Origin of the sequence: Lachnoanaerobaculum sanguinis (genome assembly GCF_033242365.1) — a bacterium.
In the GTDB taxonomy this organism is placed as follows: domain Bacteria; phylum Bacillota; class Clostridia; order Lachnospirales; family Lachnospiraceae; genus Lachnoanaerobaculum; species Lachnoanaerobaculum sanguinis.
In genome coordinates this window covers 151,662-167,036 of record NZ_BTHK01000006.1, presented here as the reverse complement: position 1 = coordinate 167,036, position 15,375 = coordinate 151,662, and the positions used below count along the sequence as shown (strand labels likewise).

Genomic DNA, 15,375 nt, shown 5'->3' with positions numbered 1-15,375 from the left:
AAGCCCCCCTCAAGATGGGATATCTCATGTGAAAACAGTAAGACCCCTTGAAGACTACGAGGTAGATAGGGCCAAGATGTAAGTACAGTAATGTATTAAGTTGATGGTTACTAATAGGTCGAGGGTTTAACCAAAAGGATAAGGAATTTATTTTTTAAGTTTGGTACGCAGTTTTGAAGGTACATCTTTACAATTTTTAATTTTAGTGATAGAATATGTGTATGCGCGAGTGGCTCAGTTGGTGGAGTACGACCTTGCCAAGGTCGGGGTCGCGGGTTCGAGTCCCGTCTCGCGCTCTTTTTATTTTACAAGCCTTGTTTTCAGGGCTTTTTTTAATTAATGAATACATATCATAATTTAAAAAATAAAATATGTCGGCCAATTTTATAAGCCGACATCTAACTTGTAGTATCATTTTAATAACCTCTCAGTACAGTATAATCCAGATTATATTTTTGAGCTATTTTTTCCACCGCATCTTTATTTTTTTCATAATCTACAGTATTTGGGAAATAGATATAGCCTAAATTTTTAAGTGATTTATAAGCATTAAGAAAACTCTCTTTGTTTTCGTAATCATCCTTGCTTTCAAGATTATCCATATATGGAATTATAACGGTGGAATAACTGTCACAATGTGAAAATTCATCAAATACCAAGTCCTTATCATAAAAACCTACCACCTTTCCGTTAAATCTTTCTCCTGAATATCTTATAGGAATGGTATCACCGATATTATAATATTCTTTAAAGCCGTAGCCAAGCACCATGGGAAACTCACCATTATATATAAAATCCTGATCTGATAAATAATCCAGTCCAAGTTTTTGCATTGTTTTTTTATTTAGAATAAATGCATCTATCGGAGTTATATACTCAAGTTTTTCATTGACAAGCATCTTCTTATCTATTAAATCCAGTTTTTCTTTATAGCCATATGTCAAATCTTCCGGCTTATTCCACTTACCTATAAAATCAACATATGCATGTTTCATATTATAAAAATCCACAGTATCTGTTGAATTCAGTTCCGCATTAAACTTTTGTAAATTATCAATAAATAAGGGGTTTTTTCTACGTTCTGCAAGTTCATCCAAAGTATATTTACCTGTAGAATAAGAAGCATCTGAAATCTGATAAAAAAACTTTTCCCCCTGCATATCTGAAGCAGTAACTTTACTTCCTGAGCATCCTTGTAATGACAGTAATAAAACTGAAAGCAGTAACGGTATCTTTTTTAGTTTATACATATATTCCTCCCAAAATATTAAAAATAATATTGCAAATATATTTGTTGAATATTATTTTATCACAAATAAAGAATAGGTCAATTACCAAACATAATATTGGTAAATGTAAATAAAAACATGCTCATTTAATTAAATAATATTCATGTACTAAGAAAAAAACAATTTTTATAATCTCTTGTATGTGTGAAAATAATAAAAAAAATCAAAAAATTTAACGGTTTAAAGATGTAAAGTAAAATGCGAATCGGCAAATTATAAAGATATAATTCTTTACAATTCTTAAAAAGATAAATTTATTGAGTTTTCTATAAAACAGAAGTATGATATAACCTAAGTTAGCAAGAACTAACATAATCAGAATATATATATTTTTATACCGCAGATATAGCGGTAAATGGAGGCTTTTATGAAGATAAAACTTGAAGGTGTTATGGAGACTATGCTTATAACTTTGGATGCAAGGGCAAGAGATTACAAATCTGAAAAATCTATATTAAAGGATAAAAAGTCGGCTGAAATGGTGGATATGATTGACTATGATTTTGGCTCTTTCAGTAATGAAAAGGTGAATCTTTTAGGTATTATTGCGAGAGCCAAGGTTATGGATGATGAGGTGAAAAAGTTTATAGACAAATACCCTGATTGTCATATAGTTTCACTTGGTTCAGGGCTGGATACAAGATTTTTCCGTGTAGATAACGGTAGAATACATTGGTATGATATAGATTTTCCGGAGATAATAAGTTTAAGAAAAAAATTCTTTGAGGAAAATGACAGAGTAAAAAATATCGAAAAATCAGCCCTTGATAAGTCATGGACAAAGGAGATAGATACAGAGGGAGAGAAGCTTTTGATTATTTCAGAGGGGATGATTATGTATTTTTATCCTAAGCAGGTGAAGGAGTTTTTAAATATACTTACAGATAATTTTGAACATTTTGTACTTCATCTGGACTGTCTTTCCAAAAGACTTGTGAATAAGGCAAAAACGAATAAGGCTGTAAAACGAACCAAGTCCGAGTATCATTTTGGAGTTACGAACGGCAAAGAGATTATAGAACTTAATCCTAAACTGAAGCAAATCGGATTTATAAACTTTACAAAACAAATAGCAAAGCAGATGAAATGGTATGGTAAAATCTTTCTTCCAATCATATATCTTATGAATAACAGGCTTGTAATATGCAAATATGATGCAAAATAATAACTGTTTGTAATGATTTATTGCGGTATGCTGAGATTATTGTTAGAATAAACTATGCTTAAAGTATTGTCGGCATAAATAACAAACAGGAGGAGAGTAGATGGGTAGACCGTTATCACATGGAAGAGAGGTTACCGGAACAGGTAGAAGTGTTTTGGGTAGAGGATCGTTTGTGGGAGGTTCCGGTGGAGGAAACAGGAATTCATCCGGAAGAGGTGGAGGCGGAGGACGTTCGCCGTTCAGCTTATTGATAGTTGTAGTTTTTGTAATAATAAGTATTGTCACAGGTAATAAAAGCAATATATTAAGTTCAATACTCGGAGGATTAAGCAGTAGTACAAATAGTACAAATAGTACAAATAGTACAAGTACAGGAACAACACCGATGATCAGTATCCCGACCTTGCCTTCATCAATCGGAAGCACAGCGGCATCAAGTATAAGCGGTGTAGGAAGTGCATGGAGCGGAGTTACCGATAATAGAGGACAACTGGATACCTCAGTGCATGAAAGTGCCAGAGAGAAGTTTTACAGGCCTACAGGCGGTGACAGTGTAACCGTGATGGTATACATGTGCGGTACAGACCTTGAGACTAAGCACGGAATGGCTACGAAAGATCTTATTGAGATGACAAAGGCCAATATTTCAAGTAATGTTAACCTGCTTGTATATACGGGAGGAACAAATACCTGGCAAAACTCGGTAGTATCATCATCAAACAATGAAATCTATCAGATAGCGGACGGAAAAATGAATAAGCTTGCAGATGACAATTCAAATCCTTCAATGACAGATCCTAATACATTGGTTAGATTTATTGACTATTGTAAGAATAATTTTCCGGCTAACAGATATCAGCTTATTTTCTGGGATCACGGCGGCGGTTCTGTAACAGGTTATGGATATGATGAAAAAAATCCGAACTCGGGATCAATGAATCTTGCAAAAATAAAAGCTGCTATTGCGCAAACCGGTATGAAGTATGACTTTATAGGATTTGATGCCTGTCTGATGGCTACTACAGAGACGGCACTTGCACTTTCAGATTATGCGGATTATTTGATTGCATCCGAGGAGACGGAGCCGGGAACAGGATGGTATTATACCAATTGGCTGAGCAATCTTAGCAGTAATACCGCAATTTCCACTCTTGATCTTGGAAAGAAGATAGTGGATGATTTTATAGATGAGAGTAACAGAAGTGCAAGGGGACAGTCTACAACTCTTTCTTTGGTGGATTTGGCTGAGCTTAAGGCTACAGTTCCAAGCAGCCTTTCAAGCTTTGCAAGAGATACCGCATCGTATATAGAGAATAATGAATACAGCAAAGTATCTTATGCAAGAACTGCAAGCAGAGAGTTTGCAAAATCATCAAATATTGATCAGGTAGATTTGGTAAACCTTGTGTATAATCTTGAGCAGAATGAAAACGACCCTACAATACAGTCAATACTTGGTGCTGTAAAATACAACAGGACATCTTCAAATATGTCAAACTCATATGGGCTTTCAATCTATTTCCCATACAAGAAGTTATCAAAGGTTGACAGAATGGTTCAGACTTACGGTGACATAGGTATGGACAGTGAGTACACCAAGATGATACAGCAGTTTGCCACATTACAGGCGAGTGGACAGATTGTAGGCGGAGGAGAAACAACCCCTGCAAATACATTAACAGGAAACTATCAAGGAAACAGTTCAGGTTCATTTTCAGCTGCAGATATTGACAGTTTGATAGCAAGTCTTATATCAGGAAGCTTATCATCAGAGAGCCTTGCAAATATAGGGCTTGATACTTCAAGTATAGGCTTTTTGCAAAACAGAAATATGTCTGATGAAACAATAAGAAACTATGTTTTATCAAACAGACTCGATGCTTCAAAGTTTCAATGGACAGATCAGTATTCCACACCTAAGATTCATTTATCCGAGGATGAGTGGAATATGGTATCAAGTATAGAAGAGAGTATGCTTTTGGACCAGGGAAGCGGATATATAGATATGGGACTTGACAATTTCTTTGAGTTTGATGAAAACGGAGATATGCTTGCAGATACTCAAAGAGCATGGATTGCTATAGATCAGCAACCTGTTGCATACTATCATCTTTCAACTACACAAAACGGAGATGAGACGGTTACTATAGGACGTGTACCTGTTATTTTAAACGGTGAGAGAGCCAATCTGATAATTATATTTGACGGCGAGCATCCTAACGGATATCTGGCAGGAGCAAATACAGATTATAAAGATACACAAACAGAAACCATCGCAAAGAATATAACGGATATAGTTGAGGGAGACAGAATACAGTTTATATATGCTTATTACGGATATGACGGTACATATCTTGATGATTATAAACTGGATGATGAGTATGTGGTTGGAAAGACTGCTCCAAAGGTATCTTATGTTCTTGTGAAGGATGACAATCAAATCACTTATAAATTCACAGATATATACAATAACAGCTATTGGACTCCGGCTTTAAAGAGTAAATAGATATTCTTATACATAATGTATGTAATTAGCAAATATTTTGTAAACACAATGTAAGATATAAAATACAAAATTGGTTTATACTATATAAAGACAGTTAATCTGTCAGATTAACAATGGTATAGGAGAGAAGGAGGAATGATGAAAAAAGGTTTAATCAAATCAGCAGCAATTTTATTTGCAACATTCAGTCTTGGCGGTGCGGTAGTTCCCCCGGTGACAGCGCAGGCAGCAGTTTTAGAGCGTATGCCGGCAGACAGAGGTGAGTGGCGTAGAGACGAGCATGGATGGTACTATATGTTGAACGTTAATGCAGGTACTTCATATGTAGCAGACAGCTGGATCAAGGACAACGGTAAGTGGTATTACTTTGATCACTGGGGCTATATGTACAGAAACGCTTGGATCAACTACCAGGGAAGTTCTTACTATGTAGGTGCTGACGGAGCAATGTGGTATAATGCCAGAACTCCTGACGGATACTGGGTAGACAGCAACGGCAAGTGGGTTAGATAATCTATATTATAAAATAAGAGCCTCAAGGATATCCTTGAGGTTTTTATTAGCATATAAGTATAATTTGTGCTATAATAAAAACGATAATATAGTGTTATATCTCTAATATGCTTTGGTAGAACTACTTATAAGCGGAAGGAGGAAATATGTTTTATTGGGGAGTTTTATTTGCTATATTTGCCATTGGAGAAATTATAATTCCCGGACTGGTTTCAGTGTGGCTGGCTCTTGCAGCACTCATTATGATGCCGGTATCTTTGTTTGTTAAACCACTTGAGATACAAGTCATCATATTCTGTGTACTGTCATTGATCTTTATAGCTTTCTTTAGAAGTATTTTCAAATCCTTTATGAAGGGTAAGGAGAGTATGGATACTGAGAAGGTAAAGATAGTGAAGCTTACATCTGTTGAAGATAATAATTATATTTATGATGTAAGATTTAAAGGTGGCATATGGACAGCAATTGCAAATTTGGAATTGAAGCCCGGAGATATTGCCAACATTGATAAATTTGAAGGCAATAAGATAATTATCGGCAGAAATTAATTTATTTAAAGGAGACATAACAAATGATAGGCGTTGGAATTATTGTTGTTTTATTGGCTATTATATTCGTGATTACGGTAAAGGCAATAAAGATAGTACCTGAGTCAAAAGTATATGTAGTTGAGAGACTTGGAAAGTATTCACAAGGACTTCGTTCAGGATTACATTTTATCAACCCTTTCTTTGATAAAATATCAAAGGTTATTTCATTAAAAGAGCAGGTGGTGGATTTTCCTCCACAGCCGGTTATTACAAAGGATAATGCTACTATGCAGATAGATACGATAGTATATTTCCAGATAACCGATCCTAAGCTTTATACTTACGGTGTTGAGAGACCTATATCAGCTATAGAGAATCTTACAGCGACTACTCTTAGAAATATCATAGGTGATATGACTGTAGACCAGACTCTTACATCAAGAGATACTATAAATACAGCTATGAGATCCGAGCTTGATGAGGCTACAGATCCATGGGGTATCAAGGTGAATCGTGTGGAGTTAAAGAGTATTTTGCCACCTGAAGATATCAGAGTTGCAATGGAGAAGGAGATGAAGGCCGAGCGTGAGAAGAGAGCAAATATTCTTGAGGCTCAGGCTAAGAAGGAAAGTGCGATTCTTGTAGCAGAGGGTAATAAGCAGGCTGCAATACTTAATGCGGAGGCTGAAAAGGAAACAGCTATAAAGAAAGCGGAAGGACAGGCACAGGCTATACTTGCAATCCAGAAGGCTCAGGCAGAGTCTTTAAGAGTGCTTTCAGAGGCGGATCCAAGCCAGAAGGTACTTACACTTAAGGGACTTGAGGCATTCCAGAAGGTAGCTGACGGAAAATCAACAAAGATCATCATACCTACAGAGCTTAGCGGACTTGCATCATTAGCTACAAGTTTTGCAGAGTTAAATCAAAAAGTAGAATTGAAAAAAGAACAGTAATACAAGAAACGGGCTTTTGTTTATTCGCAAAAGTCCGTTTTTATATATTCCAATATTAATTTTCTTTGCCGGCAGGTAAAGAGAAGATAAACTCGGTACCTACACCTACGGTACTTATAACATCTATATTCTCGCCATGAGTCTGCAATATTTCTTTTACTATTGCAAGTCCAAGACCTGTACCCTTCTTATCCTTACCTCTGGAGAGGTCTGATTTATAGAATCTGTCAAATACCTTGGACTGCTCATTCTTAGCAATACCTATTCCGGTGTCCTTAACTGAAATAAAAATTTTCTCCTTTTTTAAACTGGTCTGTACAATGATGGAAGAGTTTTGAGAGGAAAATTTTATGGCATTATCAATAAGATTATAAAGTACCTGCTGTATCTTTGTATAGTCACCTATAACATATTGGGAGACATTGGAAAATATCAGCTCTATTGTAATATTCTTACTGTTACACTGTACTTCAAAGCTGCCTGCGGTATCTCTGATCATCTTGTTTATATCAAAGCTTGTTTTATTCAGCTTAACACTTTCAATCGAATCCAGTGAAAGAATACTTTCCGTAAGCTTTGTAAGTCTGTTTGTCTCATCAATAACTCTTGTGAGGTATTTTTCCTGCATCTCGGGAGGAATGGTACCGTCCAAAATAGCCTCAAGATAGCCCTTTATAGATGTTAAAGGTGAGCGAAAATCATGAGATACATTTGAAATAAACTTTTTTTGATAATTTTCGGTATCATCAAGTTTATCGGACATATAGTTTAATGTCGCCGCAAGATAACCCATCTCGTCATTTGAATGTACTTTTATTTCATACTTTAAATCCCCTTCGGCATAGGCTTTGGCTCCATTTGTTATTTTCCTAAGCGGAGAGTAAACAATACGCTGAAATACTATTAAAATAATCAGTGAAAGTAAAAATACTATCAAAGATGTCATATAAACTATATTTAAAATATGGTACTGGCTCTTTGTAACATTTACCATAGGGAGGTGGATGACTACATAGCCGTAGGTACGAAAATTACCTGTAATGGGTGCGGAAACACTAAGATAATCCTCATCAAATGAGTTAAAGTAATTTCCGACCATATAGGACTTGTTACCGGTAGCGGTAGGGTCAAAATCCGATATACTATCCGAAACTCTTTTATTTTCGGCATCCACTATTATCTTGCCGTTTCTGTCCATTACCCATATCTTTGCATTCAGGAAAGTCGCTACGGCTTTCAGCTGAGGATAGCTTTCCGCCAGAGAGATATTTTGCCCCTCATATACGGTAGAGTAGGTAGAGGCGATAAGATTAGCCTCATCATAAAGCGTCTGACTTCTGGAATCGACCAGATATGAATAGGTCAAATGGCTGGAAATAGTTGCTATTGCCACAAAACCTGCTATACCGAAAACTATATAAGCTAAAATAAATTTCAGATATAGAGAGAGTTTCATTTTTTAACCTCAAATTTATATCCGATACCCCATACGGTGGATATTGACCAGAACTTATTGTCATGTATTTTCTCACGCAATCTCTTGATATGCACATCTACGGTTCTGGTATCACCTATATACTCATATCCCCAGATATTATCAAGCAGCTGTTCTCTTGTAAATACCTGATTGGGATGAGAGGAGAGGAAGTATAAAAGTTCCAGCTCCTTTGGCGGCATTTCAACATTCTTTCCAAGGTATGTTACCGCATAGTTTGTCATATTCACGTTTAAGTCGGGATATTCCACATATTCTCCACCTGTATGTACCTCAGGCAATGAGATTGTACTGTTGTTGTATCGCCTTATTACAGCCTTTACCCTGGCGATAAGTTCTTTTGAGTCAAAAGGTTTTATCATATAGTCATCGGCACCGAGTTCCAGACCGAGAACTTTATCAAATACTTCACCTTTGGCTGAGAGCATTATTATAGGAGTACCGGACTTTGCTCTTATCTCCCTGCAAACCTGATAGCCGTCAATACCCGGAAGCATAAGGTCAAGAAGAACCAAATGTGGTTTGAACTCATCAAAATCCGAAAGGGCCGATTCGCCGTCACCCACTATTTTTGTTTCGTAACACTCCTTCATCAAATATAATGAAATAAGTTCCGCTATATTCTCATCATCATCTACAATTAAAATTCTTTGTTTTTCTGCCATTTTTCACCTATATATTATTTAAAACGCACGATAGTTACAGCATTACCGCCTTCATTAAAGTCGGCAAGAGAATAGCTCTTGATAAAGGTCTGCCTTTTCAGATAGGCATGTATACCCTTTTGCAATGCACCTGTACCTCTTCCGTGAATAATTCTTACGCCCGGAAGATGAGCAAGCAGAGCATCATCCAGATACTTATCCAGTTCGGAACATGCCTCATCCACATTTTTACCGATAACATTGATCTCTGTGGATATTGTGGCGGACTTTACCATTGAAGAACTTCTAGTTCTTGTCTTATTCTCAGGTTTATTGCCCGGCTCTTCAATCAAAGCCACATCGGATATATTTACCTGAGATCTGAGTATACCCATCTGCACAAAGAAATTACCGCTTTGATTTGGCAGAGAAGATACTATGCCGTCAAGATTGAGACTTATAACATGTACACTGTCACCAAGCTTAAGCTCTTTAGGCTTTTTGGCCTTTACAGTATTTTGTTTGATTCCGGCAGTCTTTGTATTTTTATTTATTGATTCTCGAAGCCTGGTTCTTTGCTCTTCAAGCGCCGAGCCAAGACCTGCGCCCGATGCTATTTTGTTGATATTTTTAATAGTGTCGTCAGCGGTTTCCTTTGCTTCCTCCAAGATCTTTCTGGCCGCTTCTTTGGCTTCTTCCAAAATCTTTTCTTTTCTTGCGGCAAGGTTTTCTTCCTGCTTATCATAATGCCTTTTCAGGCCTTCAATTTCTCTTTTATATTTTTGAATGGATAATTTATCCTTCTCTATTATCTGCCTGTCATTTTCAAGCCTTGTAAGCAGATCCTCAAAGTCCTTCGCATCCTTTTCAAGATGAGTATCCGCCTCTGAAATTATATAATCAGGAAGTCCAAGCTTTCCGGCTATGGCAAAGGCATTTGATTTACCCGGTACTCCTATAAGAATTCTGTAAGTAGGAGATAGTGTGGCCACATCAAATTCACATGAGGCATTTTCAACACCGGGTTCATTCAGTGCAAACACTTTCAGCTCACTGTAGTGAGTAGTGGCAATACATCTGCTTTGCATTCTGTGAAGGAATGAGAGTATTGATATGGCAAGTGCCGCACCCTCTGTCGGATCGGTACCTGCACAAAGCTCATCAAAAAGACAGAGTGAATTGGCATCCGCATGATTTAAAATATATACGATATTTTTCATATGGCCTGAGAAGGTGGAGAGGGATTGTTCTATACTTTGCTCATCACCTATATCAGCAAATACATCTGTAAATACTGAAAGTTCGCTTCCTTCAAAGGCAGGTATATGAAGTCCCGACTGTCCCATAAGTGTGAACAGTCCCACTGTTTTTAGAGATACCGTTTTACCGCCGGTATTAGGTCCGGTGATAATCAGTAAATCATAAGTATCACCTAATGAGATATTGATAGGTACCACTTTTTTGGCATCAAGTAAAGGGTGTCTGCCTTCTTTTATATTTATATAATGCTTTGAGTTAAACTTAGGCTCACTTGCATTCATCTTCTTTGAAAGATTTGCCTTGGCATATACAAAGTCAAGTAAGATAAGAGTCTTTGCATTTTGTCTGAGCTCTTCAATATATTGTGCGGCCAACAGACTCAAGTTTTCAAGTATTTTCTCTATCTCTTTTTTCTCATCCATCGCTAAAGATTTCAGCTCATTGTTCATTCTGATTACAGCTATCGGCTCAATAAATACTGTGGAGCCTGTAGCAGACTGGTCATGTACAACACCTGAAACCTTGTTTTTATATTCACTTTTTATAGGCAGACAGTAAGCACCGTCTCTTTGGGTGATCACCGCATCCATAAGATATTCTCTGTGCGCATTCAGTATATTATTAAGTTCGGTATGCATCTTTGAGTTTATCTGCTTTATTTTTCTTCTTATATGGCTAAGCTCGGGAGAGGCATTGTCTGCCATTATTTCTTCAGAAATTATACATCTTGAAAGTTCCTTTTTCAGATCCTTAATTTCATCAAGGGATCTGAAATATTCTTCAAGCACATCATAGTCCTCTTCTTCAGAGTGCAGGCCATAGGTAATGGCCTTTGAAGCCGCATTAAGGATTGATAGAACTTTCATAAGCTCAGGCTGTGAAAGCGAGGAGCCTATTTCAAGTCTTTTTAAGGAGTCCGATATATCCTTTACTTCAGATAAAGTAAGGTTTCCTTTAAGTCTTATTCTGTCCACTGCAGCAGTAGTATAAGCCTGATTTTTTTGTATTTCCGATATATCTGTAGACGGCTGTAATTTAATACAAATCCTTTTTGCAGGTTCGCTGCTTGCCATATCTACAAGCATATTTATTATTTTTTCATATTCAAGTATTTTTAAAGTTTTTTTATTCATAATTTGTCCTTAAATTTTCACTGTAAGTGATAAAGGTTTTAAAAGTCTTTTATAATCTCAGAATCATTATATCAAAAAATATTATTTATGACAAAAAAACAGCCTTAAAATCACAAGATTTACTTATGATTTTAAGACCGGTTAAATTATCTGTGTGATCGTTTAAACTCTTGATAAGCCTGTCTTGTTTCAGGTGTGAATCCGATAAGTGCATTCGGATAATTCATACCTATATAGGTTATAAGAGATACAACAGCATCCTCAGCTTTTTTATTATTTGTCAACATAACTCTTTGCTCACGACATCTTCCGTCTTCAAAAGTATTAATCTGAAGAGCATAGTCGATACCTATAGTTATAACGGCATACATCTTATGTCTTGTTATATTGTGATATAGCCAAACGAGATTATTTAAATTGAACATATCAAAGCCGAACTTTGTATTGAGTATCAAATGGTTCTTATATACATAAGCTCCAAGAGATTTATCAACATAGTCTGCGATATTTTCAAGTTCATTTATATTATCTCTAAGTCTTTCATCAAGTTCACAAAGTTTCTCATATGTATCCTGATTCTTAGACTTTCTGGCAAGTGCAACGATAATAATGCCTATACCAATCGCCATAATAACTAAAGTAATAGCTATATGAAAGGCAATAGAGCTGGCAAGAGATGTATTTTTTAAATAGAAGTCATCATGAAGAGAACCATCATTTCTATAGGTATGGTCCGGGTCGATCGAATCAGCTAGATCTTTAATAATATCTAAATTATAGCTGTCATCAGAAACCAATTCCACCATCAAATAGTTTACAGGTGAAAGATCGCCCTCACCATGTTCTTCACTTGCATATTTATCATAGAGGTCAACCAAAGATTTGATCTTTGAATTGTTTGGATTTGCAGTCATATAATAAAGACTACCATTGCCTCCAAATACATTGTAAAGTTCAAGCTTTCCATCATCAGAGGTAATACCGGTACTTGATATATCATATATACTTAAAGCATATACCTCTTTATTGTCTGAAATGTAGTAATATTCATCCTTATACATTTTTTCAGCAGAATTAAATGTAAGGAATAATTTTGAATGCATATAGCCATATATCAGACCTGCCACAATCAATAATACACCTATAAATATTGATCCTATAAAAGATGCTTTATTATTCTTAATATTCATAATAACTCCCCAAAAATTTTATAATGTCATTCCTTTTCTACCGTGGCATTGTTTATACTTCTTTCCGCTTCCACATGGACATGGATCGTTAGGATAAACCTTTGCTTCAATACGAATAGGCTTCTTTACGGTACTGTCATCTTTATTTGTACCGGTTACTTTAGCAACAGGCTCTCTTTCTACCTTCTGCTCAACCTTGACATGGTAGAGAATACGCACTGTATCTTCAGCGATACCGACAGTCATCTCATCAAACATATCATAGGCAGCCATCTTGTATTCTACGAGAGGGTCTCTTTGGCCAAGGGCCTGTAATCCGATACCCTGACGAAGTTGTTCCATATCGTCGATATGATTCATCCACTTGTTATCGATAGCCTTTAATAAAACTACACGCTCAAGTTCACGAATCTTTTCGGCATCAGGGAATTCAGCTTCCTTGGCTTCATAAAGCTTAACAGCCTCTTCTTTCAGCTTATGAATAAGTTCATCCTTTTTCATATTGTCTACAGTACTGTAGTCAGCCGGAGTCAGAGGAATGATTGGCAATAAAATTTCATGTAACTCTGTAATATTCCACTCGGAAGAAGGTACTTCATCTGAGATAGCCATATTTACAGAACGTTCTATTACATCATTTATCATACGAAGAATGGTATCGCGCATATTGTCGCCTTCAAGTACCTTGTTTCTTTCTTCGTAGATAACTTCTCTTTGTTCGTTATTTACTTCATCATACTTTAAGAGGTTTTCTCTTATACCGTAGTTGTTGCTCTCAATCTTCATCTGAGCTTTTTCAATAGCTCTTGTAAGCATACTGTGCTGAATTTCTTCATTTTCAGGAACACCGATGGCATTAAAAATCTTTATAAGTCTTTCTGAAGCGAAGAGTCTCATAAGGTCATCTTCAAGTGAAATATAGAACTTTGATTCACCCGGATCACCCTGACGACCTGAACGACCTCTAAGCTGGTTGTCGATACGTCTACTTTCATGTCTTTCAGTACCTATAATCTTAAGACCGCCTGCTTTAACAGACTCAGGATCAAGCTTGATATCGGTACCACGACCTGCCATGTTGGTAGCGATGGTAACGGCACCATGTATACCTGCTTTTGCAACAATTTCAGCCTCTTTTTCATGGAACTTTGCATTAAGTACTTCATGAGGTATTCCCTCTTTTTTAAGCATCTTTGAGAGCATCTCGGAAGTCTCAATTGTAATGGTACCTACAAGTACAGGCTGTCCCTTAGCATGAGTTTCTTTAATATCTTCAACAACGGCATTGAACTTTTCTTTTTTAGATTTATAAACCGCATCCTCGTGGTCAATTCTTGCTATAGGCTTATTGGTAGGTATAGCGATAACGTCCATACCGTAAGTATTTCTAAACTCCTTCTCCTCAGTAAGAGCGGTACCGGTCATACCTGCTTTCTTTTTGAACTTGTTGAAGAAGTTCTGGAATGTGATGGTAGCAAGAGTTCTTGACTCTCTTTGAACATTTACATGCTCCTTAGCCTCTATAGCCTGATGTAAACCGTCAGAATATCTTCTACCGGGCATTATACGACCTGTGAACTCATCTACGATAAGAACTTCGTCCTCTTTTACAACATAATCCTTATCTCTGAACATAAGATTGTTAGCTCTAAGAGCAAGAATAATACAATGCTGTATTTCAAGGTTCTCAGGATCTGCAAGGTTGTCGATATTAAAGTATTTCTCGACCTTTTTGATACCTTCCTCTGTAAGGTTTACTACTTTATCTTTCTCATTTACGATGAAATCACCGGTTTCTTCAATCTCATCACCCATAAGAGCGCCCATCTTTGTAAATTCGGCACTTGCCTCACCTCTTTCAAGCTGCTTTGCAAGCATATCACAAACCTCATAGAGCTTTGTGGATTTGCCTGACTGTCCTGAAATAATAAGCGGTGTTCTTGCCTCATCTATAAGAATTGAGTCAACCTCATCGATGATAGCGTAATCAAGTGAACGCAAAACCTGATCCTTCTTATAAATAGCCATGTTATCACGAAGATAGTCAAAACCGAGCTCATTGTTGGTTACATATGTGATATCACAGGCATACTGCTCTTGTCTTTGCTCCGAGTTCATAGAGTTTAAGACACAGCCTACGCTAAGTCCCAAGAATCTGTGAATCTGTCCCATCTCATCGGCATCACGCTGTGCAAGATAGTCGTTAACAGTTACTATAAGTACACCTTTGCCTGCAAGGGCATTCAAATAAGCCGGACAGGTAGAAACAAGAGTTTTACCCTCACCGGTTCTCATCTCGGCAATACGACCTTGGTGAAGCACCATACCACCTATAAGCTGTACTCTAAAGTGCTCCATACCTGTAACTCTTACTGAAGCCTCTCTTACAGCTGCAAATGCTTCAGGCAAGATATCATCAAGTGTTTCTCCGTCTGCCAGTCTTTGTTTGAACTTTGGTGTAAGTTCTTTTAATTCCTCATCACTCATGGCCTGCATAGTGGGACGTAAGCTTTCTATCTTATCAATAATAGGATCAATTATCTTAAGCTCTCTTTCACTATGTGTACCAAATATCTTTTCAATAAAATTCATTATGGTTTCTCCAAAAATAAATTAGACTACACTACAATAATACATCATATAAGAAGATACATCAAATAGAGATTACTGTAAAAGCGCCTATCAATCAAGTTATTT

Annotated in this window: 11 protein-coding genes, 1 tRNA gene and 1 rRNA gene; 7 read left to right on the top strand and 6 right to left on the bottom strand. The window is 36.7% G+C overall.

Translation table 11 applies throughout. The features are described from left to right. Together SBH76_RS05825 and SBH76_RS05820 are read left to right on the top strand one after the other, a co-directional pair. Nucleotides 1-134, top strand: a 23S ribosomal RNA gene (locus SBH76_RS05825); the annotation flags it as partial. A gap of 89 nt (nucleotides 135-223) precedes the next feature. Further along, nucleotides 224-296, top strand: a tRNA-Gly gene (locus tag SBH76_RS05820). 120 nt (nucleotides 297-416) lie between these two features. Here SBH76_RS05820 and SBH76_RS05815 read toward each other — a convergent pair. Then, nucleotides 417-1,250 carry a hypothetical protein gene (locus SBH76_RS05815; protein ID WP_314097149.1) on the bottom strand — a complete coding sequence of 278 codons (834 nt, stop codon included), beginning with the start codon at nucleotides 1,248-1,250 and terminating at the stop codon, nucleotides 417-419. 406 nt (nucleotides 1,251-1,656) lie between these two features. Here SBH76_RS05815 and SBH76_RS05810 point away from each other — a divergent pair, with 406 nt between their 5' ends. The 5 genes from SBH76_RS05810 to SBH76_RS05790 all read left to right on the top strand — a co-directional run bounded on the left by SBH76_RS05810 (nucleotide 1,657) and on the right by SBH76_RS05790 (nucleotide 6,956). After that, on the top strand, nucleotides 1,657-2,454 hold the full coding sequence (locus tag SBH76_RS05810) for a class I SAM-dependent methyltransferase (protein ID WP_007595130.1): 798 nt from the start codon (nucleotides 1,657-1,659) through the stop codon (nucleotides 2,452-2,454). Nucleotides 2,455-2,554: 100 nt separating this feature from the next. Continuing rightward, nucleotides 2,555-4,960: a clostripain-related cysteine peptidase gene (locus tag SBH76_RS05805; RefSeq protein ID WP_317977121.1), complete on the top strand. Its 2,406-nt coding sequence runs from the start codon at nucleotides 2,555-2,557 to the stop codon at nucleotides 4,958-4,960. 138 nt (nucleotides 4,961-5,098) lie between these two features. Beyond that, a complete protein-coding gene (locus tag SBH76_RS05800) occupies nucleotides 5,099-5,473 on the top strand; it encodes a choline-binding protein A (protein WP_314097145.1) in 375 nt (124 codons plus the stop codon). A gap of 146 nt (nucleotides 5,474-5,619) precedes the next feature. After that, nucleotides 5,620-6,021 carry an NfeD family protein gene (locus tag SBH76_RS05795; RefSeq protein ID WP_314097143.1) on the top strand — a complete coding sequence of 134 codons (402 nt, stop codon included), beginning with the start codon at nucleotides 5,620-5,622 and terminating at the stop codon, nucleotides 6,019-6,021. A gap of 23 nt (nucleotides 6,022-6,044) precedes the next feature. After that, nucleotides 6,045-6,956, top strand: a complete 912-nt coding sequence (locus SBH76_RS05790; protein ID WP_314097140.1) for an SPFH domain-containing protein — start codon at nucleotides 6,045-6,047, stop codon at nucleotides 6,954-6,956. A gap of 55 nt (nucleotides 6,957-7,011) precedes the next feature. On the opposite strand, the gene SBH76_RS05785 is transcribed toward SBH76_RS05790, so the two are convergent. The 5 genes from SBH76_RS05785 to secA all read right to left on the bottom strand — a co-directional run bounded on the left by SBH76_RS05785 (nucleotide 7,012) and on the right by secA (nucleotide 15,270). After that, nucleotides 7,012-8,412, bottom strand: coding sequence for a sensor histidine kinase (locus tag SBH76_RS05785; RefSeq protein ID WP_317977120.1), 1,401 nt, complete (start codon nucleotides 8,410-8,412; stop codon nucleotides 7,012-7,014). Then, complete coding sequence (locus tag SBH76_RS05780; protein WP_007595143.1) at nucleotides 8,409-9,116, bottom strand: response regulator transcription factor; 708 nt, start codon at nucleotides 9,114-9,116, stop codon at nucleotides 8,409-8,411. Before SBH76_RS05780 ends, SBH76_RS05785 begins: the two co-directional genes overlap by 4 nt. A 14-nt stretch (nucleotides 9,117-9,130) precedes the next feature. Then, the gene (locus SBH76_RS05775; protein ID WP_317977119.1) at nucleotides 9,131-11,488 is read right to left on the bottom strand and encodes an endonuclease MutS2; all 2,358 of its coding nucleotides are present in this window, start codon (nucleotides 11,486-11,488) and stop codon (nucleotides 9,131-9,133) included. 146 nt (nucleotides 11,489-11,634) lie between these two features. After that, entirely contained in the window at nucleotides 11,635-12,678 is a 1,044-nt protein-coding gene (locus SBH76_RS05770) for a hypothetical protein (protein ID WP_317977118.1), read from the bottom strand. 18 nt (nucleotides 12,679-12,696) lie between these two features. Continuing rightward, on the bottom strand, nucleotides 12,697-15,270 hold the full coding sequence (secA, locus tag SBH76_RS05765) for a preprotein translocase subunit SecA (RefSeq protein ID WP_317977117.1): 2,574 nt from the start codon (nucleotides 15,268-15,270) through the stop codon (nucleotides 12,697-12,699). Nucleotides 15,271-15,375 lie beyond the last annotated feature (105 nt).